We start from the raw sequence: 21,448 nt of genomic DNA on the forward strand, positions 1-21,448 counted from the left end.
CGCCAAAGCGTGGATTTTTTTCATTCAAAATAAATCAAACGTTAAACAGGAAGTTCATCACGTCGCCATCTTTAACGATGTAATCTTTCCCTTCCGCACGCATCTTGCCTGCTTCTTTCGCGCCTTGCTCACCCTTGTAGGTGATGAAGTCTTCAAACGCGATAGTTTGCGCACGAATGAAGCCTTTCTCGAAGTCGGTGTGGATCTTACCGGCCGCCTGAGGCGCAGTCGCACCGACAGGAATGGTCCACGCACGCACTTCTTTCACGCCAGCGGTGAAGTAGGTCTGCAGGTTCAGCAGCTCATAGCCTGCGCGGATCACGCGGTTCAGGCCCGGCTCTTCCAGACCCAGCTCGGCCATGAATTCGTCACGGTCAGCGTCGTCCAGCTCTGCGATGTCGGATTCAACGGCAGCGCAAACCGCTACAACCACTGAACCTTCAGCCGCCGCGATTTCACGCACTTTGTCCAGGTATGGGTTGTTCTCGAAACCGTCTTCGTTAACGTTGGCAATGTACATAGTTGGCTTCAGAGTCAGGAAGCTCAGGTATTTGATTGCCGCCTTGTCTTCTTCCGTCAGGTTTTTCAGCGCGCGCAGCATGCCCGCGTTTTCCAGCTGTGGCAGACATTTTTCCAGCGCAGCCAGTTCTGCTTTCGCGTCTTTGTCGCCACCTTTGGCTTTCTTCTGCACGCGGTGAATAGCGCGTTCACAGGTGTCGAGGTCAGACAGTGCCAGCTCGGTGTTGATGACGTCGATGTCGTCAGCCGGATCCACTTTGTTGTTGACGTGGATGATGTTGTCGTTCTCGAAGCAACGGACAACGTGACCAATTGCTTCCGTTTCACGGATGTTGGTCAGGAACTGGTTACCGAGGCCTTCGCCTTTGGATGCACCTTTCACCAGGCCCGCGATGTCCACGAACTCCATGGTGGTCGGCAGAATGCGCTGCGGCTTCACGATTTCCGCGAGCTGGTCCAGACGCGGATCGGGCATTGGCACAACGCCGGTGTTCGGTTCGATGGTACAGAACGGGAAGTTCGCCGCTTCAATACCTGCTTTGGTGAGCGCGTTGAACAGGGTGGATTTGCCCACGTTTGGCAGACCGACGATACCGCATTTGAATCCCATTTCTAAATCACCTTAATATCTTGATAATCAATCCGTTAACGATAACCGATTGATGAAAAGTAAATAACTACGCCTATTATACACGTAACCCGCACCACGCGCGGTAAAAAAGCCGTATCGGGCGGATTATTGCGCTTTGAAAGCGTGTAAGCGGTTTGTCGCTTTGGTTAGGCCATCCTGCAGCCAGATTTCGGTGCAGCGCACCGCTTCGTCAACCGCTTCGTCAATCAGTTTCTGCTCAGAAACCGGCGGTTTACCTAACACAAAACCGACAACTTTGTTTTTATCGCCCGGATGGCCGATTCCCACGCGCAAACGGTGGAAATTGGGGTTATTGCCCAGCTTGCTGATAATGTCTTTCAGACCATTGTGACCGCCATGACCACCGCCCAGTTTGAATTTTGCCACACCGGGGGGCAGGTCCAGTTCATCGTGGGCCACCAGAATTTCATCCGGGTTAATGCGATAAAACGTCGCCATGGCTGCAACAGCTTTGCCGCTCAGGTTCATAAAGGTGGTGGGCACCAGCAGACGGACATCTGCGCCAGCAAGATTGATACGTGAGGTATACCCGTAGAATTTTGGTTCTTCACGCAGGGGAGCACGTAACCGTTCGGCCAGCAGATCAACGTACCAGGCACCGGCATTGTGGCGGGTCGCCGCGTACTCTGCGCCTGGGTTCGCGAGGCCGACAATCAGTTTAATCGTCACGATTCAATTCCTAATGGGTTCCAGATCTGACGCGTAGTTTACTGTCTGACGCGCCGCTTGACAAAATTCTGCTGCCCGAACCGCGAGATATGAATAATTACTTATCTGAACAATTAGAATTTCAAGCTGTTCAATGTCTTATTTGTAAACTTTTGTCTGGGAGTTATCTGTAAATGTGATCATTCACGCAACTCATAAAAGAGCCGTTGTCTATACTTTACACACAAGGATCAGGGGCTTTTCCCCTTACAACCCAAAGTTCCGGAGGTGACATATGAAACGCAAAAACGCTTCGATACTCGGTAATGTGCTGATGGGGTTGGGACTGTTTGTGATGGTCGCTGGCGTGGGTTATTCAATTTTAAACCAATTGCCGCAGCTTGACCTTCCGCAATACTTCGCGCATGGCGCGGTATTGAGTATCTTCCTTGGTGCAGTGCTATGGCTTGCCGGTGCACGCGTGAGTGGACATGAAGAAGTCTGCGACAAATACTGGTGGGTGCGCCATTACGATAAGCGCTGCCGCAGGGACCAGCACAAACACAGCTAACGTGCTACGACGAAAGAACACCGAAACGGCTCCTCATGGAGTCGTTTTTTTTTTGCATGAAAGGTTGACCCTCACGTAACGTAAGGCTTCAGAGTGGTGCCACTGGCAAAGTAAAAGGAGCAGTTATGTTGATTCAGGTGGGTGAACTCGCGAAACGTGCCGGGATCACCGTGCGAACATTGCATCACTATGAGCAAACAGGGTTGTTACAGCCTTCTGCCAGAAGTGCGGCAGGTTACCGGCTGTATAATCTGGCGGATGTGCAACGTCTGCATATGATTCAGGTGCTGGCAAAAGCCGGGCTGGAACTTGCTGAAATCAGGGATTTTCTGAAACAGGAGTCGCTGTCGTTAACCGAATTACTCGATGCGCAAATCAGTTTGCTGGATAAGCAACTTCGCAGCATGCTGACACTGCGCGAGAGGCTGGTGGAATTGCGTACCGGGCTTAACGACGATGCGGCACCCAATCTGGAATCCTGGCTACAGACTCTGGAGTTAATGAATATGTACGAACGCTGGTTTAGCAAAGAGGAGTTACAGCAGTTGCCGTTTGCCGTACAGAAGGAGGCACTTGCGGATATCTGGTCAGGTCTGGTTGCTGAGGCAAATAACCTGCTGAAGCATAATATCGACGTTTCGGATCCCCGTGCCAGGGATCTGGCGACGCGCTGGATGTCACGCCTGGAGCAGGATACGGCAGGTAAGCCGGAATTTCTCACCCGGCTGAACGAGATGCACAGCCTCGAGCCGCAGATGCGTGAGCAGACGGGTATTACGGCGGAAATGACTGACTATATTACGCGGGCGTTTGCCGAATCGAAGCTTGCCATCTGGGAAAAGTATCTCTCTGCAGAAGAGATGGCCTTTACCCGCGCGCACTATTTTGATCGCATGATGGAGTGGCCGCCACTGGTAGCGAAATTGCATCAGGCGCAGCGGGAAAACCTTGACCCGTCTTCCGGTGAGGCGCAAATGCTCGCTGAACACTGGCGGATATTGTTCCAGTCATACGCGGGAACGAATCCTGAAACCCAGCAAAAGTTTCGCGTTGCCATGCAGCAGGAGGCGCATCTGATGAAAGGAACATGGATGACGCCTGCCGTGCTTGCATGGCTCCAGCAGGCGATAGCCGTGATGATGCAGAGACGTTTCTCTGCATCAGGGCATTCACAGATCCGCTAACGCGGCTTCACGGTTGGGATAAAAGGCCAGGCGGCCAGGGATCGGCTGCACGCCAGCGCGCGCCATGGTGCGCAGCGGCTGGAATTCGAGATTACTCACCCGCAGTTCGCAGCCTTCCGGCAGACGCGAAACGAAGCGCTGAAAGGCATCCAGACCACCCGCATCCAGCACCGGCACGGCATCCCATTTCAGCACCACAATGCGTTTGCCCACGATACGGGTTTCCAGTTCGCTGAACAGACCTTCCGCGGCAGCAAAGAACAACGGGCCAATCACACGCAGCACCAGCACATCGTCAGGTACCTCTACGTTAACCGGGGAAAGGCGCGTCATCTGCGCTATACGGCGCATAAACAGCAGGGAGGCCAGCACGATCCCGACGCTGATGGCGATAACCATATCGAACAGCACGGTCAGCGACATACACATCAGCATCACGATGATGTCGTCTTTCGGTGCGCGACGCAGCAGATTGACCACCTTATGTGCTTCGCTCATGTTCCACGCCACCATCAGCAGCAGGGCTGCCATGGCTGAAAGCGGCAGCCAGGAGAGCAGCGGGGCGAGGACCAGCAGGGCGAGGATCACCAGCACGGAGTGGATAACTGCCGATACCGGCGACGTCGCCCCGGCACGTACGTTTGCCGCAGAGCGGGCGATGGCCGCTGTTGCCGTAATACCGCCAAAGAACGGGGCGATGATGTTGCCCAGACCCTGCCCAACCAGTTCGCTGTTGGCTTTATGCTTGGTGCCGGTCATGCCGTCCAGCACGACGGCACAGAGCAGGGATTCAATGGCCCCCAGCATCGCCATTGAGAAGGCTGCGGGCAGAAGGGCGCGCAGGGAGTCCCAGCTTAAGGTGAAGCTGGAACCCGGCATATCCCATGGCAGTACCAGTTGCGGTAGCAGTTGAGGAATACCGCTTCCCTGTGAACCGTCAGCCAGAACATAGTGGAACTGAGATCCAATGGTCGCGACGTGGCCACCAAAGAGATTAACGATGGCCATCACGGCACAGCCCAGCAGCAGGGCGGGCAGGTGGCCAGGCAGACGAATGCCTAAACGAGGCCAGATAATCAGCGTGCCCAGGGTAACAATCCCGATGGCGGCATCGCCCGGGTTGGCGGTGGGGAGCGCCATAAACAGCGCCCCGACTTTTTGCAGGTAATGTTCAGGGACGTGGGCTATCTGCAGGCCGAGGAAGTCCTTGATCTGCATTGTCCCGATGGTAATGCCAATCCCGGAGGTGAACCCCAGCGTCACGGAAAGGGGAATGTATTCAATCAGCCGGCCAAAACGGGCCAGACCAAACAGGATCAAAAAGACGCCGGACATCAGGGTGGCGACCAGCAGGCCTGCCAGGCCAAACTGCTGAGAAACGGGATAGAGGATCACCACAAATGCGGCTGTCGGGCCGGAAACGCTGAAGCGAGACCCGCCCGTTAGCGCAATCACAATCCCGGCGACGGCCGCCGTGTAAAGCCCATACTGCGGTGCTACGCCGCTGCCAATTGCCAGTGCCATGGCGAGCGGAATGGCAATAATCCCGACGGTGATACCGGCAATAAGGTCACGCATAAAACGTGAAGCGGTGTATTTCTCTTTCCAGCAAGCGTCGATGAGGGCGCGAAAGGGAAGAACATGTGAGGAGGTTACGTGTTTCACAATTATCTCTCATCCGTGTGCGCATCATCTGTCATGTGAATGGCAGGTGAAGGAGGCATTGATCATACAAATAAATATCAGAGACAAAAAAACCCGCCGCAGCGGGTTTTTCGGCCGTGTTCGATTAGTGTTCGAACATTGCTGAGATAGATTCTTCGTTGCTGATACGACGAATCGCTTCGGCCAGCATCCCGGACAGGGTCAAGGTGCGCACGTTTGGCAGCGCTTTGATCTCGTCACTCAGTGGGATGGTATCGCACACCACTACTTCGTCGATAACGGAGTTGCGGAGGTTGTTTACTGCATTGCCGGAGAAGATCGGGTGAGTCGCGTAGGCGAATACGCGCTTGGCACCACGCTCTTTCAGCGCTTCTGCTGCTTTACACAGCGTACCACCGGTATCGATCATGTCGTCAACCAGCACGCAGTCACGGCCAGCAACGTCACCGATGATGTGCATCACCTGAGAAACGTTAGCGCGTGGACGGCGTTTGTCGATGATTGCCATGTCGGTATCGTTCAGCAGCTTAGCGATAGCACGAGCACGTACCACGCCGCCGATGTCCGGAGAAACCACGATTGGGTTATCCAGATTCAGCTGCAGCATGTCTTCCAGCAGGATTGGGCTACCGAATACGTTATCAACCGGAACGTCGAAGAAGCCCTGGATCTGTTCTGCATGCAGGTCAACGGTCAGAACACGGTCAACGCCAACGCTGGAGAGGAAATCAGCGACAACTTTGGCAGTGATGGGCACACGCGCGGAACGGACACGACGGTCCTGACGAGCATAGCCGAAGTAAGGAATAACAGCAGTGATACGGCCTGCTGAAGCGCGACGCAGGGCGTCGACCATAACAACCAGTTCCATCAGGTTGTCATTTGTTGGAGCACAGGTGGACTGGATGATGAAAATATCACCACCGCGTACATTTTCATTGATTTGTACGCTGACTTCGCCGTCGCTAAAGCGACCTACAGCGGCGTCGCCGAGGGAAGTGTACAGGCGGTTGGCAATACGTTGTGCTAGTTCCGGGGTGGCGTTACCAGCAAAAAGCTTCATATCAGGCACGAGAAGAACCTCAGGCATGCGTCCAGTGGTGGATAGCGTTCGCCGCAAACTGTGCGGGCCAGGCGAAATGCTATCCAGGCGGTGTATTAAAGAGCGCGATGCAACGTCTGGAACAGGGTGACGTTGTCACCGAAACTCAGTCTGCGCCAGAATGGCTTGCTGTAGGGGGGAGATGTTCATCCCACGTGCTACAAAACCATGCAGCCAAACCGGCGCTTGCTCAAGCACCTGACGAGCGGCGGATTCGGTGTCAAATTCAGCAAAGACACAGGCCCCTGTGCCAGTCAGGCGCGACGGCGCGTATTCTAACAGCCAGGAAAGCACCGCATCAACCTCGCGAAAACGTTTTCTTGCGATAACCTCGCAATCGTTGCTGAATTCACAATTTAATAACGTTTCTATTGACCGCACCGGGGTATTCCGTGGCAGGTCAGGATCGTTGAAGATGACCGGGGTCGGAATGCTGACGCCCGGGTGGGCCACCAGGTACCATTTTTCCGGCGGCTCGACCGGGGAAAGTATTTCGCCCACCCCTTCAGCAAACGCCGCATGACCGCGCACAAAGACCGGGACGTCCGCCCCCAGCGTTAAGCCTAACGCTGCCAGCTCATCCTGAGATAATCTGCAGCCCCAGAGGTGATTCAGGGCAACCAACACGGTGGCGGCATTTGATGAGCCACCGCCCAGTCCACCGCCCATCGGCAGACGCTTCTCAATACGGATATCCGCGCCGCTTCCTGCCGGCAGACGACCGGTGTCCGACGCCGTTTTCATCAGCAGACGTGCAGCGCGCACGATCAGGTTATCTTCATGCGCCACGCCATCAACCGGCGTCAGCAGGCAAACCTCGCCGTCCTGACGCGGGCCAATCGCGATCGTGTCGCCGTAATCAAGGAACTGAAACAGCGTCTGCAGGGTATGGTACCCGTCAGCACGCTGTCCGGTGATGTATAAAAACAGGTTCAGTTTTGCCGGAGAAGGCCAGTGGGTCATCATTTAACGATCCAGTTGTCCATTTTCAGCTTGATGCGCTGGCTACCCTGGGTCAGTTCCATGTTGGATGGCAGGGAAGGCCTGGTGTTGCTGTCATAGGCGCTGTACACCACTTTCCAGGTTTTGCCGTTCTGGGTGTAGTTCACCTGGCTCAGACGGTACTGGTCGTCAAGCTGGTAGTCGGTCGCGTCACCCGGCAGGCCCAGGATCCACTGGCGCAGGCTGTTCAGCGGAATAGGCATTCCGGTCAGCTTGCCGATCATCTCTTCGGCGTCGGTGGCGGTATAGTGCTGGCCTTTGTTATCGGTGATCTGCGCTTCACCCGGTTTGGCAATAAGCTCCAGTTCGGTGCTGCCCAGCGGGTTTAACAGCAGCAGGCGATAGTTGTCCTGCCCGGTTTGCTGCCAGAAGAAACGCGCATACACTTTTTGTTCATCAGAGAGATAAGCGAAGGCACCACGGGTCTGGTACTGGCTCAAATTGCGGACGTCCTGCTGGTGCTGACGCCACTGCGGTGAATCAGGGCTTTTGCCCGGGCCTTTAGGTTGGGTGACGGTACATGCGGTCAGAACCAGTGCCGCCAGGGGCAGCAGGCGAATCAGTCGGGTCATAATGAGGACAAATCCTTGAGATACGTTGCAGTTATAACTGTTAATGCTAGCGTCGAAGGGTGCCACCGTCTACGTTCAAATTATCTCAAAGCATTGTATAAGCTATTACTCCGAAAGGGGGCAGTCTCTTTTATTGATCTCGCGCATCCTGTATGATGCGTTCTGCTAACCTTATTAACGCTGGTACTACTCCCGCTCAACATGACCCTATTAGCACTCGGTATTAACCACAAAACAGCCCCGGTTTCGCTGCGAGAACGCGTCACGTTTTCGCCGGATACGCTTGACCTGGCGCTGGACAGCCTGCTTGCACAGCCGATGGTGCAGGGTGGCGTGGTGCTCTCGACGTGCAACCGTACTGAACTCTACCTAAGCGTTGAAGAGCAGGACAACCTGCATGAAGCGCTGATCCGCTGGTTATGTGATTACCACAACCTCAACGAAGAAGAGCTGCGTAATAGCCTCTACTGGCATCAGGATAACGATGCAGTCAGCCATCTGATGCGTGTGGCCAGCGGCCTGGACTCGCTGGTGCTCGGCGAGCCGCAAATTCTCGGTCAGGTGAAAAAGGCGTTTGCAGATTCGCAAAAAGGGCATCTGAAAGCCAGTGAACTGGAGCGTATGTTCCAGAAGTCATTCTCCGTGGCGAAGCGTGTGCGAACCGAAACCGACATTGGTGCCAGTGCGGTTTCTGTTGCTTTCGCGGCCTGTACCCTGGCCCGTCAAATCTTTGAATCCCTGTCGACCGTCACTGTGATGCTGGTCGGGGCGGGCGAAACCATCGAACTTGTGGCGCGCCATCTGCGCGAACACAAAGTTAAAAAGATGATTATCGCTAACCGTACCCGCGAACGTGCACAGGTACTGGCGGACGAAGTGGGTGCCGAGGTGGTTGCGCTGAGCGACATTGATGAGCGCCTGAAAGAGGCAGATATTATCATCAGCTCTACCGCCAGCCCGCTGCCGATTATCGGTAAAGGGATGGTCGAGCGAGCGCTGAAATCCCGCCGTAATCAACCGATGCTGCTGGTGGATATTGCCGTCCCGCGCGATGTCGAACCGGAAGTCGGTAAACTGGCGAACGCCTACCTTTACAGCGTGGACGACCTGCAAAGCATCATTTCGCATAACCTTGCCCAGCGTAAAGCGGCGGCGGTTCAGGCGGAAACCATTGTAGAGCAGGAAACAAGTGAGTTTATGGCCTGGCTGCGCGCGCAAAGCGTCAGCGAGACTATCCGCGAGTACCGCGGTCAGGCGGAGCAGGTGCGTGATGACCTGACCGCCAAAGCGCTGGCCGCCCTTCAGCAGGGCGGCGACGCAGAAGCCATTATGCAGGATCTGGCCTGGAAACTGACCAACCGCCTGATCCATGCACCAACCAAATCTCTTCAGCAGGCCGCCCGTGACGGGGATGATGAACGCCTGACTATTCTGCGCAACAGCCTCGGGCTGGAATAGCGCCCTATACCCATTTTCTATTACAAGGTGCATTTACGCCTATGAAGCCTTCTATCGTCGCTAAACTGGAAGCTCTGCACGAGCGCCATGAAGAAGTACAGGCGCTGCTCGGCGATGCCGGGACCATTGCTGACCAGGAACGTTTTCGCGCGCTCTCGCGTGAATACGCGCAGTTGAGTGATGTATCAAAATGCTTTACCGACTGGCGACAGGTCCAGGAAGATATTGAAACCGCGCAGATGATGCTCGATGACCCTGAAATGCGCGAGATGGCGCAGGAAGAGTTGCTGGACGCAAAAGCGCGTTCTGAAGAGATGGAGCAACAGTTGCAGGTGCTTCTGCTGCCAAAAGATCCGGACGATGAGCGTAACGCCTTTGTCGAAGTCCGCGCCGGGACCGGCGGTGACGAAGCGGCACTGTTTGCCGGCGATCTGTTCCGTATGTACAGCCGCTACGCCGAAGCGCGTCGCTGGCGCGTTGAGATTATGAGCGCCAACGACGGTGAACATGGCGGCTACAAAGAGGTTATCGCTAAAATCAGCGGTGACGGCGTGTACGGTCGTCTGAAGTTTGAATCCGGCGGTCATCGCGTGCAGCGCGTACCTGCCACCGAATCTCAGGGGCGAATTCACACTTCTGCCTGTACGGTTGCGGTGATGCCAGAGCTGCCTGAAGCAGAATTGCCGGACATCAACCCGGCGGACCTGCGTATCGATACCTTCCGCTCCTCCGGGGCAGGTGGTCAGCACGTTAACACCACCGATTCCGCTATCCGTATTACCCACCTGCCGACCGGCATCGTGGTGGAGTGCCAGGACGAACGTTCACAGCACAAGAACAAAGCCAAAGCCTTATCCGTGCTGGGCGCGCGTATCCACGCGGCTGAAATGGCAAAACGTCAGCAGGCGGAAGCCTCCACGCGTCGTAACCTGCTGGGCAGCGGCGATCGCAGCGACCGTAACCGTACCTATAACTTCCCGCAGGGCCGTGTTACCGACCACCGAATCAACCTGACCCTGTACCGTCTGGACGAAGTGATGGAAGGAAAGCTGGATATGCTGATTGAGCCTATCGTGCAGGAATACCAGGCCGACCAGCTGGCAGCACTGTCCGAGCAGGAATAATGGAGTTTCAGCACTGGTTACGGCAGGCCGCCAGTGAGCTTTCCGCGAGCGAAAGCCCTAAACGTGACGCCGAAATTTTGCTTGAGTTTGTGACGGGGAAAGCCCGCACTTACCTGCTGGCTTTCGGCGAGACCCAGCTGAGCGCTGAGCAGGAAGCGCAGCTCGCTACGCTGCTTGCCCGACGCAAAACCGGTGAGCCGGTGGCGCATCTGGTCGGGGAGCGCGAGTTCTGGTCACTGCCGTTGTACGTCTCCCCAGCGACCCTGATCCCACGTCCGGACACCGAGTGTCTGGTGGAGCAGGCGCTGTCGCGTTTACCCGCACAAGCCTGCCGAATTCTCGATCTTGGAACCGGCACTGGTGCAATTGCCCTGGCGCTGGCCAGCGAGCGTCCGGACTGCGAGGTGACGGCGGTTGACGTGATGCCCAATGCAGTAGCGCTGGCGCAGCGTAACGTGGCGCGTCTGGGCTTCCCGAACGTCACCGTTCTGCAAAGCAGCTGGTTTAGCGCGCTGGATAACCGCACGTTCGGGATGATTGTCAGCAACCCTCCCTATATCGACGAGCATGACCCGCACCTGACGCAGGGGGACGTGCGTTTCGAACCGCTGACGGCGCTGGTCGCTGCCAATGAAGGGCTGGCGGATATTGTGCATATTGTGACAACGTCACGACAGCATTTGCTCCCCGGCGGCTGGCTGCTGGTCGAGCACGGCTGGACGCAAGGGGACGCGGTGCGTGACGTGTTCATCGCTGCAGGTTATCGTGCGGTGGAAACCTGTCGCGACTATGGCGGCAACGACCGTCTGACGCTGGGACAATGGGCATGAGTCTCTTTACCGTGCTGATCACGGCCCACCTGATAGCCGTTGCCCTGACCATCAGCTTTTTCATCGTCCGTTACGGGTGGCGTTACAGCAATAATCCGCTGATTGACGCCCGCTGGGTGCGGATTGCGCCGCACTGTATTGACACGGTGCTGTTTCTCTCAGGGGCCGGATTAATGTGGAAGACCGGCTATCTGCCATTTACTGATAAAGGCGCATGGCTGACTGAAAAGCTGTTTGGCGTTATCATCTACATCGTTTTGGGTTTTATCGCGCTTGGGCGTCGTCGTCCGCGCAGCCAGCAGACCGGTTTTATCGCCTTTTTGCTGGGGCTGGTGGTGCTGTACATCATCATTAAACTCGCCACCACAAGAATACCGTTACTGGGGTAAGTCATGAGGTCCTTAGCCGATTTCGAATTTAATAAAGTGCCGCTTTGCGATGGCATGATCCTGATTTCGGAGATGATCCGCGACGATTTTACGTCGCAGTACGTCTACGAAGAGTTGGAGAATCTGGTCAGCCTGGCGCGTGAAGAGATCAATCAGGCGCGCCCGCAGGACTGGCAATTAGAGAAGCTGCTTGAGCTTTTCTACGGCGAATGGGGTTTCTGCGACACGCGTGGCGTGTATCGTCTGTCTGACGCACTATGGCTGGATCAGGTCTTAAAAAATCGTCAGGGCAGCGCGGTTGCGCTGGGTTCCATTTTGCTGTGGGTCGCGCATCGTCTGGATATTCCACTGGTGCCGGTCATTTTCCCGACGCAGATGATCCTGCGAGCGGAGTGGCTGGACGGTGAGATGTGGCTCATCAATCCGTTTAACGGCGATACGCTGGATGAGCATACGCTGGACGTCTGGTTAAAAGGCAATATCAGCCCGGTTGCCGAGCTCTTTAATGAAGATCTCGATGAAGCGGATAACGCCGAGGTGATCCGTAAACTGCTGGATACGCTGAAATCTGCGCTGATGGAAGAGCGTCAGATGGAGCTGGCATTACGTGCCAGTGAAGTGCTGCTGCAGTTTAATCCTGAAGATCCGTACGAAATCCGCGATCGTGGGCTGATTTATGCCCAGCTTGATTGCGAGCATGTGGCGCTGAACGATCTGAATTATTTCGTTGAGCAATGCCCGGAAGACCCGATCAGCGAAATGATTCGTGCGCAGATCAACGCGATCTCGCACAAACAAATTACACTGCATTAATCTTAATTCCGATTCACACCTGAATAAGGCGATCCTATGAAACAAAAAGTGGTTAGCATTGGTGATATCAACGTGGCAAACGACCTGCCGTTCGTGCTGTTTGGCGGTATGAACGTGCTGGAATCCCGTGATCTCGCGATGCGTATCTGCGAGCACTACGTGACCGTGACCCAGAAACTGGGTATCCCGTACGTGTTTAAGGCCTCTTTTGACAAAGCCAACCGTTCCTCCATTCACTCTTACCGTGGCCCGGGCCTGGAAGAGGGGATGAAAATTTTCCAGGAACTGAAACAGACCTTTGGCGTGAAAGTGATCACCGACGTGCACGAAGCTTCTCAGGCGCAGCCTGTTGCGGACGTTGTCGACGTTATCCAGCTGCCGGCGTTCCTGGCGCGTCAGACGGACCTCGTGGAAGCGATGGCGAAAACTGGCGCAGTCATCAACGTGAAGAAACCTCAGTTCGTGAGCCCTGGCCAGATGGGTAACATCGTCGATAAATTTATCGAAGGCGGCAACGATAAAGTGATCCTGTGTGACCGTGGCGCAAACTTCGGTTATGACAACCTGGTCGTTGATATGCTCGGCTTCAGCGTGATGAAGAACGTGTCTAACCAGTCTCCGGTCATCTTCGATGTGACCCATGCGCTGCAGTGCCGCGACCCGTTTGGTGCAGCTTCTGGCGGCCGCCGTGCGCAGGTCACCGAGCTGGCGCGCGCCGGTATGGCGACTGGCCTGGCCGGTCTGTTCATTGAAGCGCACCCGGACCCGGACAACGCGAAGTGCGACGGCCCGTCCGCATTGCCGCTGGCTAAACTGGAGCCGTTCCTGAAACAGATCAAAGCGATTGACGATCTGGTGAAGAGTTTCGACGAGCTGGATACCAGCCACTAATAAAAAAACCCGCTTCGGCGGGTTTTTTTGGCTATTCCTCTCCCGATGGAAGAGGTGTCGGGTGTGGCCTCAGAGCCTCACCGAACAACGCTTAGGCAAATATCGTCATCAGATAGGCCACAAACAGCGCCATGTGCGCCGCGCCGTTCAGCACGTTGGTGCGCCCGGTCGAGAAGGATATCTGACACAGCAGCAGTGAAGCCACCATCACAATCATCTCTGGCGCACCCAGCGCGAACTGCAACTCGTTACCGGTCATAAAGGCAATCAGCGTCACTACCGGCACGGTGAGTGAGATTGTCGCCAGGACCGAGCCAAAGAACAGATTCATTGCGCGTTGCACCTGATTGTTCAGCACCGCTCTCAGCGCCCCCAGACCCTCAGGCGACAGGATAAGCAGCGCCACCAGGAAACCGGTAAACGCGACCGGAGCATTCAGCTCGGTTAACAGCGTCTCCAGCGGGTTGGCGTTCATTTTGGTCACGGCGATAACCGCAATCAGATGTACGATCAGCCAAACCGTATGCCACGCGCTGCTGTGAGCCGACGGCTTACCGTGATGCGGGTCGTCGCCATCATCTTCATGTTCATAGACGAACAGGCTCTGGTGCGTTTTGGTCTGAATCAGCAGGAATACACCGTACATGGCTGCGGAAATCAGCGCAACCAGCAGCGCCTGACCGGTTGAGAAATTGGCCCCCGGCAATGCCATCGGGAAGACCAGCACAATAATTGCCAGCGGGAAAAGGGCAATCAGATACTGTTTTATGCCGAACAGATTCATGTACTGGGTCGCAAATTTGCGGCCGCCCAGTAACAGTGAAAAGCCCACCAGACCACCTGTCACAATCATAATGATGGAGTAGAGGGTGTCACGCATCAGGGTCGGTGCGGCGTCACCGGTCGCCATCAGCGCGGAAATCAGACTGACTTCGAGGATAACCACCGAAAGGCTGAGAATTAGCGAGCCGTAAGGCTCACCCAGGCGATGGGCTAATACGTCCGCATGGCGAACAACGCTAAAGGCGCTGGTTAAGATACCCACCAGAGCAAGAATATTGATACCAACTACCACTGGCAGTGACTGACTGCTTCCCCAGAAGAGCAGCACAGCCAGTGCCAGGACCGGGAAAATGAGTGATGTCTCCTTGTGGCGGGTCTTCACCGCCTCGTGTGCTGCTGTCATGTGCTTCTCCATCAATGCAGGTGCTTGTAATTATAGATAGAATTTTCGGTCATTAACTTAACAGATCTCTGTTAAATACCCTTGATTTTTTACTCAATTTTACTGTTTGTAATTTTTTGGCTGTGTGGGGTCGATAATATGGTGTGTTCTATAATTAATCCTTTAATAACATAATATTAAAATTATCATTTACGCATAATTCTTAATTGACTGGCACCCTGCCGTATCGTCGTCCACACTTACCTCTTTAACCAAAAGAGGGGTTAGCGATGCCATATAAAACGAAACGCGAATTACCAGACAGCGTGCAACACGTATTGCCCGCGCACGCGCAGGATATCTACAAAGAGGCCTTTAATAGCGCCTGGGATCAGTACAAAGATAAAGAAGATCGACGTGATGATGCCAGCCGTGAAGAGACCGCGCACAAAGTCGCCTGGGCCGCAGTAAAACATGAATATGAGAAAGGAGACGACGATAAATGGCATAAAAAGAAATAGCCGTGAAATCATTCGCTGCCTTCGTTTTGACTTTTCAGGCGGTTGAACTTCCGTTGTATTGCAACTGGCCCGTGAATTGCTTATCGTTACTCAACTGCTGGCAAAATGACCAGCACACAATGCCGGGAAGGCGGATTACAGATGTCGCAAGGAAGCATGCAGTGGCGGAGGTGGAAAGTGTTAACGCGTGATTTCTTAATGAAGGCAGATTGTAAGACGGCATTTGGTGCTATTGAGGAATCGCTTCTCTGGTCAGCTGAACAACGTGCGGCGTCGCTCGCTGCCACGCTGGCGTGCCGCCCGGATGATGGCCCGGTATGGATTTTTGGCTACGGTTCGCTGATGTGGAACCCGGCTCTCGAATTTGTCGAATCGGCAACAGGTACACTTCCTGGCTGGCATCGCGCATTTTGTTTGCGCCTGACGGCCGGTCGAGGTAGCGCGTGTCAGCCTGGACGCATGCTTGCACTAAAAGAAGGCGGACGCACCACGGGGGTGGCCTACCGTCTGCCGGATGCAACGCTGGAAGACGAACTGACGCTGCTGTGGAAGCGCGAGATGATCACCGGCTGCTATATGCCGAGCTGGTGCAAGCTGGAACTCGATGACGGACGTACCGTTAACGCGCTGGTGTTTATTATGGATCCGCGCCATCCGCTGTATGAAGCGGATACCCGCACGCAGGTCATTGCCCCGTTGATCGCTGCCGCCAGTGGACCGCTGGGCACCAACGCGCAGTATCTCTTTTCGCTCGACCAGGAGCTGACGCGCCTCGGCATGAAGGACGATTGTCTGAATGAGCTGGTGGTGAAAGTGAAAGCGCTGCTGGAAGGGAACCCGCTGAATAATACGCTGCGTCCCGGTTTTGCCTGAGAATGCGCCCGGCTGCGTGAGCAGACCGGGCGTTTGTCTCTTATGCAGCAACGTAGCTTACGGAATGCTCCAGTGACTGGCTATGGCTGTCAATCAGGACATCCCACGTGCCGGTGTACGGCACGGTAAGCCATGCCTTGTCATCCTGCACGGTCAGGATATCCGCCTGCGAGTGTTGTTGTGCTTTCGAACTCATCAAATGAATGCGGCAGCGCTCAGAACACCGCACCACGACCGTATCCCCGCCAAACAATTTCAAACTTGTTTTTACCAGTGCCATTTTTTACCCCGTAGTCTTAAACAACGCTCTCCCTGCTGCCATATCCGAGCGTGATATTGTTCACAATTCACTCATGGCATAACACCAAAGGGGGAGGGTGAGGATGCTGACTTTGATCAAAAAATGGCGTAACGATTAAACAAAAATGACAAAATTCCTGAAAATTTACTCTGGCGCGCGTTTTGCCCGGTGAACGCGCGCCACCCTAAAATTAAATGCGGAAATGTCCGGCAGTTTCAGCAAGGTCGCCCGCCTGACTCTGCAGCGCGCCGGCCGCAGCCGCAGATTGCACCACCAGTTCGGCGTTCTGCTGAACCATTCTGTCCAGATGGGTCACCGCATGGTTAATCTCCTGGATACCTTTCATCTGCTCGCTGGTGGCGATGGATATTTCACGCATGATGCCCGACACGCTACCGATGCTGGAGCGGATTTCGTTCATGCTTTCCCCTGCCAGATGAACGTAGCGGGAGCCGGTGGCCACGCTGTTGGTGGTGGAATCGATAAGCGTTTTAATCTCTTTCGCCGCCTGCGCGCTGCGGCTGGCCAGATTACGCACTTCGCCGGCCACCACGGCAAACCCACGGCCTTGCTCTCCGGCGCGTGCGGCTTCCACCGAGGCATTCAGCGCCAGGATATTGGTCTGGAAGGCAATCCCGTCAATCACGCTGGTGATGTCGCCAATCTTCGCGGAAGCCACTTCAATGGACTGCATGGTGCTGATGGCCTGCGATACCACCTCGCCGCCGCGAGCCGCCGCTGCAGAGGCCTTACTCGCCTGGTCATTGGCTTCAGCCGCAGACTCGTTCGACTGGGTTACCGATGCGGTGATCTCTTCCACGGCGCTGGCCGTTTCGCGAAGGCTGGAGGCGGCCTGCTCGGTACGCCCTGAGAGGTCCTGGTTACCTGCCGCAATTTCCCGCGCGGCGTTTTTCACCGATGCGCTGGCATCCCGCAGTTGTACCATCACCACCGAGAGCTTGTCGCTGAAGGCGTTAAACGCCTGCGCTATCTGCGCCACTTCGTCATCGCCGCTGTCCGGCAGGCGTTGCGACAGATCGTTAGTGCCGTTCGCAATGTTATGCATCGCATCGCGAATGTCAGACAGGCGCTTCAGCAGACGCGCAATCAGGAAGTGAACAATGGCGCCGCTGAGTAAGGCCAGGATCACCAGCGAGATGGCCGAGGCTTTCAGCAGCGAGCGCATTCCGGAGGTGGCATCGCCTGTGTCCAGGGCAACAACCAGCATCCAGTTCGTGCCCGGCACGGCGGTTGCCACGAAGGTTTTTTCGGCGCCATTGAAGGTCCCGTTTAACGGGTTTCCGCTTTTCAGCGCCGCAAAGTCGATGCCTTTGAGGGTTTCGGCGAACGGTTTAAGCGTCAGGGCAGGGTCGCTGGCGGCAATGACGGTGCCATCGCTATTCAGCAGCAGCCCGCTGCTTGCCGGGGTTGGGTGGATCCCGCGCACATTAGCAACCACGCTGTCCATCGCCACATCCCCAGCCACCACGGCTTTCAGGGTACCGTTTTCTTTCACCGGCACGGCAAACGTCACCACCAGTTTTCCGCTACCGGCGTCAACATATGGCGCGGTCACGACCGGGCTATCCTGGCTTACGACCTGCTGATACCAGGGACGGATCGTGGGGTCATAATCCGCCGGTACGCCCGCTGGTTCAGAGAATTTCGCCGTTTTGCTGGCATAGCCAACATAGACGTTAGTGAACCCACCCGCCTGGGCAAGCTGTTTAAAGACCGGAACCGGATCGTCGCTGAGCGCAACGGTTTGTGCGGAGGCGATAACCGTCATTTTGCTCTTCACCCAGTCCGCAATCGCCATGTTATGGCTGGCGCTGGTGCTGGTCAGGATGTCGCGCTGTGACTGCTGGTTATCCTGGCGTGTGACCTGAAAATTGATGACAGTATTAAGAAGAAGGGCGACGACCAGACAACCTGTCGTCGCGGCAATGATGCGTGCACGAATGGATCTGAACATAAGTGAAATACCTGCTGTGTTGTTTCCATGCCTATCGGCAACCCTGCAGGTAAACTTGATGCTGAAACCGCGTCCATAAGAAAATAATATTTTTACGGGTTTATTATTAAAAAGTTAATACTTTATCGGCGCGCAGAGTCCACTCGGCCAGTTCAACGAGCGTGCCGATTTCCACACCTTCAATCAGCGGTAATCCGGTGATGCCGCGCCCGTCGGTGCAGGTCTTGCACAGTTTGACCGGAACGTTTTGCGCGGTCAGGATCTCCAGCATCTGCTGGATGTTGTAACCTTCTGCCGGTTTTTGTCCCTTCAGCCCGGCGGTGACCGCATCCGACATTAAAAAGAGCCGTAACTCCAGTTCACTCTCTTTATCACGTAGCGCGATCGCCAGACGCAGGCTGTTAAAAAGGGATTCGCTGCCGTAAGCCGCACCGTTGGCGACGATAACAATCTTTTGCATGTTGACTCCTGTTCTTTTAAAGGCACGAATATTGCTTAGCTATCCAGGGTTTCGCTGTCCGGGAGAGTAAGCATGACATTTATGGCTGGCATTTCGCCAGGTGCGACCGAATGGCTCCAGCGTGCAAGGTCGATGCGCCGAGAGCAACTGAGCAGGCTGGCACAGCTTGGCGTGCTGGTTAACGCCATCAGCCTGCTGGTGCATATGCTGCAGTGCGAGCGTGGAGCCTCTAACGTCTGGCTCTGCTCACAGGGTAAGCTGTACGCTGCCGAATGCAAAGCGAGCCGGGCGCTGGTGAATGAGAACCTCACTGCGCTTTATGACGTTCTGGATAATCACTCCCCGTTCCAGGGCAGCGGCGTGTGCGAACGTATAGCCGGCGCGCTGCTCAGTCTGGATAACCTGTCAGCCCTTCGTGACGGCGTTATTCAGCAAACCATCACGGCCCCGCAGGCGATGGATCACTATTGTCGCATCCTGCGTCATCTGCTCAGTATCGTACCGCAGCTTAATGACAGCATTGACGATCCGCAAATCGCAGGCCGTTTTGTCGCGCTTTATAGCCTGATGCAGGGTAAAGAGCTGGCGGGACAAGAGCGGGCGCTGGGCGCCATTGGCTTCACGCAGGGCTATTTTGACGATGGCATCCGTCAGCGGCTGGTGGACCGGATTGACGGACAGCAGGCCTGCTTCGAGATTTTCATGACCCACAGCACGGCGGATGTGCAAACCACCTTTTCCCAGAATTGCCAGCCTGACCGTGAGACGGAGCAACTGAGGCGCGTGGCCTGTACCCGCCAGCCAGCCGCTGACAATGGCCATACCGCACTGGCCTGGTTTGCTCTGCAAACGGCACGCCTTGAGCATCTGCGCACCCTGGAGGAGATGGTTATCGCCGATCTGATGATCGCGGTGGACGAGCGTATCCATCGCCAGGAGGAGTACACGCTACCGGCTGAGGAGCAGGACGATCCGCTGGCCTCTTATCCGGATAAGCCCTTGTTAACCCTGGTTCGCCAGCAGGCGCGCGAGATAGAACAGCTTTCCCGTCAGCTCGCGTCACTGCGCGATACGCTCGAAGAGCGCAAAACCATCGATAAAGCGAAAAGCGTACTGATGACCCATCAAAAGATGAGTGAGGAACAGGCATGGACGGCGCTGCGTAAAATGGCGATGGACAAAAACCAGCGCATGGTGGATATCGCCCGCGCGCTGCTCACCGTGAAGAGCTTGTGGCAGGTAACCCCTAAGGAGTAGCTGCACAATCAGTGGGCATTTAGTGCCTGATTGAGGTGCGCGGTCGTGGAGAAATCCCGGTAAACGCCCGGAAAACAGGGCAGTAAAACCTGGCATTCCCTTTGCATTATCTGATTAACCATTTTTGACGGTGCGCCAACGGCGGTGCATCTGTCTTCGGGATAAAGGCGTCCAGCGGTGCTTCGGCACGGGTGGGCGCTTTTTTTTGTCTTTTTTTCAGGAGTGGTCATGGCGGATTTGTCGAGACGGCGGTTTTTACAGGCCAGCATGCTGGCGAGCGGCGCCATGTTGTTACCGGGCGTCATGCAGGCCGCGTGGGCGGCAGGCTCGGATAAACCGGAGCAGGAGACGGTGCGCATCGGGTTTATACCGTTAACCGACTGCGCGCCGGTGGTTATCGCGGCGCTGAAGGGGTTTGATAAAAAATATGGCATCACCATCGTGCCAACCAAAGAGGCAAGCTGGGCAGCCGTGCGCGATAAGCTGGTGGCCGGCGAACTGGACGCCGCCCACATTCTTTACGGCCTGCTGTACGGGCTGGAGCTGGGGCTTGCCGGTAAGCCACAGCAGATGGCAAACCTGATGACCCTGAACCAGAACGGTCAGGCCATCACGCTCTCCAGCGATCTGGCAGAGAAGGGCGTTCGCGATCTTGACGGGCTGAAAACGCTGATTGGGCAGCAGGCACCCGGCACTTACACCTTCGCACACACTTTCCCGACCGGTACGCATGCGATGTGGCTGTACTACTGGCTGGCCAGCGCGGGCATTAATCCGTTCGATGACGTCCGGACCGTGGTTGTGCCGCCGCCGCAAATGGTGATGAACATGCGGATTGGCAACATGGTCGGCTTTTGCGTTGGTGAGCCGTGGAATGCGCGCGCCATTAACGACCGCATCGGGTTTACCGCCGCAACGTCCCAGTCGATCTGGGCCGATCATCCGGAAAAAATTCTTGGCACACGCCGCGACTGGGTGGAGAAAAACCCGAACACCGCGCGGGCGCTGGTGAGTGCGGTACTGGAAGCCGCACGCTGGATCGATGCATCACCAGACAACAAACGTGAGACCGCCCAAATCCTCTCTCGCCGGGCGTGGCTGAACACCAAAGAGCAGTATCTCACCGGACGGATGCTGGGAGAGTACGACAACGGGCTTGGCCAGCGCTGGCAGGATGCGCATCCGATCCGTTTCTTCAACGAGGGTGCCGTCAGCTATCCGTACCTCTCCGACGGGATGTGGTTTTTAACCCAGTTCCGCCGCTGGGGCTTGCTCAAATCGGCGCCGGATTATGCCGCCATCGCGCAGCGCATTAACCAGACCTCGGTCTGGCAGGATGCCGCCACGGCGGTGGGAGGCATATCCACCCCGTCATCACCGTATCGCAGCAGCACCCTGATGGACGGTACCGTCTGGAACGGTACCGATCCGGACGGTTACGCCAACCGCTTCGCTATTCACCGTAAAGGGGCCTGA

Annotated in this window: 22 protein-coding genes; 12 read left to right on the forward strand and 10 right to left on the reverse strand. The window is 55.7% G+C overall.

Going from position 1 to position 21,448, the window contains the following annotated elements; all coding sequences use genetic code 11:
- Positions 1 to 34: 34 nt before the first annotated feature.
- Together ychF and pth are read right to left on the reverse strand one after the other, a co-directional pair.
- The gene (gene ychF / locus L466_RS11500) at positions 35 to 1,129 is read right to left on the reverse strand and encodes a redox-regulated ATPase YchF (RefSeq protein ID WP_006175915.1); all 1,095 of its coding nucleotides are present in this window, start codon (positions 1,127 to 1,129) and stop codon (positions 35 to 37) included.
- A 126-nt stretch (positions 1,130 to 1,255) separates the two neighbouring features.
- The gene (gene pth, locus L466_RS11495) at positions 1,256 to 1,840 is read right to left on the reverse strand and encodes an aminoacyl-tRNA hydrolase (RefSeq protein WP_006175913.1); all 585 of its coding nucleotides are present in this window, start codon (positions 1,838 to 1,840) and stop codon (positions 1,256 to 1,258) included.
- Positions 1,841 to 2,114: 274 nt separating this feature from the next.
- Between pth and ychH the strand changes: the two genes are divergently transcribed.
- Together ychH and L466_RS11485 are read left to right on the forward strand one after the other, a co-directional pair.
- Positions 2,115 to 2,390: a stress-induced protein YchH gene (ychH, locus tag L466_RS11490; protein WP_014170506.1), complete on the forward strand. Its 276-nt coding sequence runs from the start codon at positions 2,115 to 2,117 to the stop codon at positions 2,388 to 2,390.
- Between the two features lie 125 nt (positions 2,391 to 2,515).
- On the forward strand, positions 2,516 to 3,574 hold the full coding sequence (locus L466_RS11485) for a MerR family transcriptional regulator (protein ID WP_032680824.1): 1,059 nt from the start codon (positions 2,516 to 2,518) through the stop codon (positions 3,572 to 3,574).
- Here L466_RS11485 and dauA read toward each other — a convergent pair.
- From dauA to lolB, 4 genes are all read right to left on the reverse strand, one after another.
- The gene (gene dauA, locus L466_RS11480; protein ID WP_014170504.1) at positions 3,560 to 5,239 is read right to left on the reverse strand and encodes a C4-dicarboxylic acid transporter DauA; all 1,680 of its coding nucleotides are present in this window, start codon (positions 5,237 to 5,239) and stop codon (positions 3,560 to 3,562) included. The two genes, L466_RS11485 and dauA, sit on opposite strands and share 15 nt — an antisense overlap.
- Positions 5,240 to 5,363: 124 nt before the next feature.
- The gene (prs, locus tag L466_RS11475) at positions 5,364 to 6,311 is read right to left on the reverse strand and encodes a ribose-phosphate diphosphokinase (protein ID WP_003856663.1); all 948 of its coding nucleotides are present in this window, start codon (positions 6,309 to 6,311) and stop codon (positions 5,364 to 5,366) included.
- A 126-nt stretch (positions 6,312 to 6,437) separates the two neighbouring features.
- The gene (gene ispE, locus L466_RS11470) at positions 6,438 to 7,307 is read right to left on the reverse strand and encodes a 4-(cytidine 5'-diphospho)-2-C-methyl-D-erythritol kinase (RefSeq protein WP_032680826.1); all 870 of its coding nucleotides are present in this window, start codon (positions 7,305 to 7,307) and stop codon (positions 6,438 to 6,440) included.
- Positions 7,304 to 7,915: a lipoprotein insertase outer membrane protein LolB gene (gene lolB, locus L466_RS11465; protein ID WP_025203912.1), complete on the reverse strand. Its 612-nt coding sequence runs from the start codon at positions 7,913 to 7,915 to the stop codon at positions 7,304 to 7,306. Before lolB ends, ispE begins: the two co-directional genes overlap by 4 nt.
- A 201-nt stretch (positions 7,916 to 8,116) precedes the next feature.
- Here lolB and hemA point away from each other — a divergent pair, with 201 nt between their 5' ends.
- Genes hemA through kdsA form a run of 6 tightly spaced genes read left to right on the forward strand, consistent with a single transcriptional unit; the run spans position 8,117 to position 13,420 of the window.
- Positions 8,117 to 9,373 (forward strand): glutamyl-tRNA reductase, encoded by a 1,257-nt coding sequence (hemA, locus tag L466_RS11460; protein ID WP_014170500.1) that lies wholly within the window; start codon positions 8,117 to 8,119, stop codon positions 9,371 to 9,373.
- Between the two features lie 41 nt (positions 9,374 to 9,414).
- Entirely contained in the window at positions 9,415 to 10,497 is a 1,083-nt protein-coding gene (gene prfA, locus L466_RS11455; protein ID WP_014170499.1) for a peptide chain release factor 1, read from the forward strand.
- Complete coding sequence (gene prmC, locus L466_RS11450) at positions 10,497 to 11,327, forward strand: peptide chain release factor N(5)-glutamine methyltransferase (RefSeq protein ID WP_032680827.1); 831 nt, start codon at positions 10,497 to 10,499, stop codon at positions 11,325 to 11,327. The genes prfA and prmC overlap by 1 nt, the downstream gene beginning before the upstream one ends.
- On the forward strand, positions 11,324 to 11,716 hold the full coding sequence (sirB2, locus tag L466_RS11445) for an invasion regulator SirB2 (RefSeq protein WP_020882348.1): 393 nt from the start codon (positions 11,324 to 11,326) through the stop codon (positions 11,714 to 11,716). The genes prmC and sirB2 overlap by 4 nt, the downstream gene beginning before the upstream one ends.
- 3 nt (positions 11,717 to 11,719) lie before the next feature.
- A complete protein-coding gene (gene sirB1 / locus L466_RS11440) occupies positions 11,720 to 12,529 on the forward strand; it encodes an invasion regulator SirB1 (RefSeq protein WP_014170496.1) in 810 nt (269 codons plus the stop codon).
- Between the two features lie 36 nt (positions 12,530 to 12,565).
- Positions 12,566 to 13,420, forward strand: a complete 855-nt coding sequence (kdsA, locus tag L466_RS11435; protein WP_014170494.1) for a 3-deoxy-8-phosphooctulonate synthase — start codon at positions 12,566 to 12,568, stop codon at positions 13,418 to 13,420.
- 91 nt (positions 13,421 to 13,511) lie between these two features.
- On the opposite strand, the gene chaA is transcribed toward kdsA, so the two are convergent.
- Positions 13,512 to 14,606: a sodium-potassium/proton antiporter ChaA gene (chaA, locus tag L466_RS11430; protein WP_020882349.1), complete on the reverse strand. Its 1,095-nt coding sequence runs from the start codon at positions 14,604 to 14,606 to the stop codon at positions 13,512 to 13,514.
- Positions 14,607 to 14,875: 269 nt separating this feature from the next.
- Between chaA and chaB the strand changes: the two genes are divergently transcribed.
- A complete protein-coding gene (chaB, locus tag L466_RS11425; protein ID WP_032680829.1) occupies positions 14,876 to 15,106 on the forward strand; it encodes a putative cation transport regulator ChaB in 231 nt (76 codons plus the stop codon).
- A 177-nt stretch (positions 15,107 to 15,283) separates the two neighbouring features.
- A complete protein-coding gene (locus L466_RS11420; RefSeq protein WP_020882351.1) occupies positions 15,284 to 15,979 on the forward strand; it encodes a gamma-glutamylcyclotransferase in 696 nt (231 codons plus the stop codon).
- Positions 15,980 to 16,019: 40 nt separating this feature from the next.
- Here the strand turns inward: L466_RS11420 and L466_RS11415 are convergent, their stop codons facing one another.
- From L466_RS11415 to L466_RS11405, 3 genes are all read right to left on the reverse strand, one after another.
- On the reverse strand, positions 16,020 to 16,259 hold the full coding sequence (locus tag L466_RS11415; protein ID WP_014170489.1) for a DUF1883 domain-containing protein: 240 nt from the start codon (positions 16,257 to 16,259) through the stop codon (positions 16,020 to 16,022).
- A 211-nt stretch (positions 16,260 to 16,470) separates the two neighbouring features.
- Positions 16,471 to 18,255, reverse strand: a complete 1,785-nt coding sequence (locus tag L466_RS11410) for a methyl-accepting chemotaxis protein (protein ID WP_032680830.1) — start codon at positions 18,253 to 18,255, stop codon at positions 16,471 to 16,473.
- Between the two features lie 106 nt (positions 18,256 to 18,361).
- Positions 18,362 to 18,715 (reverse strand): DsrE/DsrF/TusD sulfur relay family protein, encoded by a 354-nt coding sequence (locus tag L466_RS11405; RefSeq protein WP_020882353.1) that lies wholly within the window; start codon positions 18,713 to 18,715, stop codon positions 18,362 to 18,364.
- 72 nt (positions 18,716 to 18,787) lie between these two features.
- Between L466_RS11405 and nasR the strand changes: the two genes are divergently transcribed.
- Both nasR and L466_RS11395 read left to right on the forward strand, forming a co-directional pair.
- Positions 18,788 to 19,972 (forward strand): nitrate regulatory protein NasR, encoded by a 1,185-nt coding sequence (gene nasR / locus L466_RS11400; RefSeq protein WP_014170485.1) that lies wholly within the window; start codon positions 18,788 to 18,790, stop codon positions 19,970 to 19,972.
- A gap of 228 nt (positions 19,973 to 20,200) precedes the next feature.
- Positions 20,201 to 21,448: a CmpA/NrtA family ABC transporter substrate-binding protein gene (locus tag L466_RS11395; RefSeq protein WP_025203917.1), complete on the forward strand. Its 1,248-nt coding sequence runs from the start codon at positions 20,201 to 20,203 to the stop codon at positions 21,446 to 21,448.

The organism is Enterobacter sp. BIDMC 30 (assembly GCF_000534355.1).
GTDB lineage: Bacteria > Pseudomonadota > Gammaproteobacteria > Enterobacterales > Enterobacteriaceae > Enterobacter > Enterobacter ludwigii.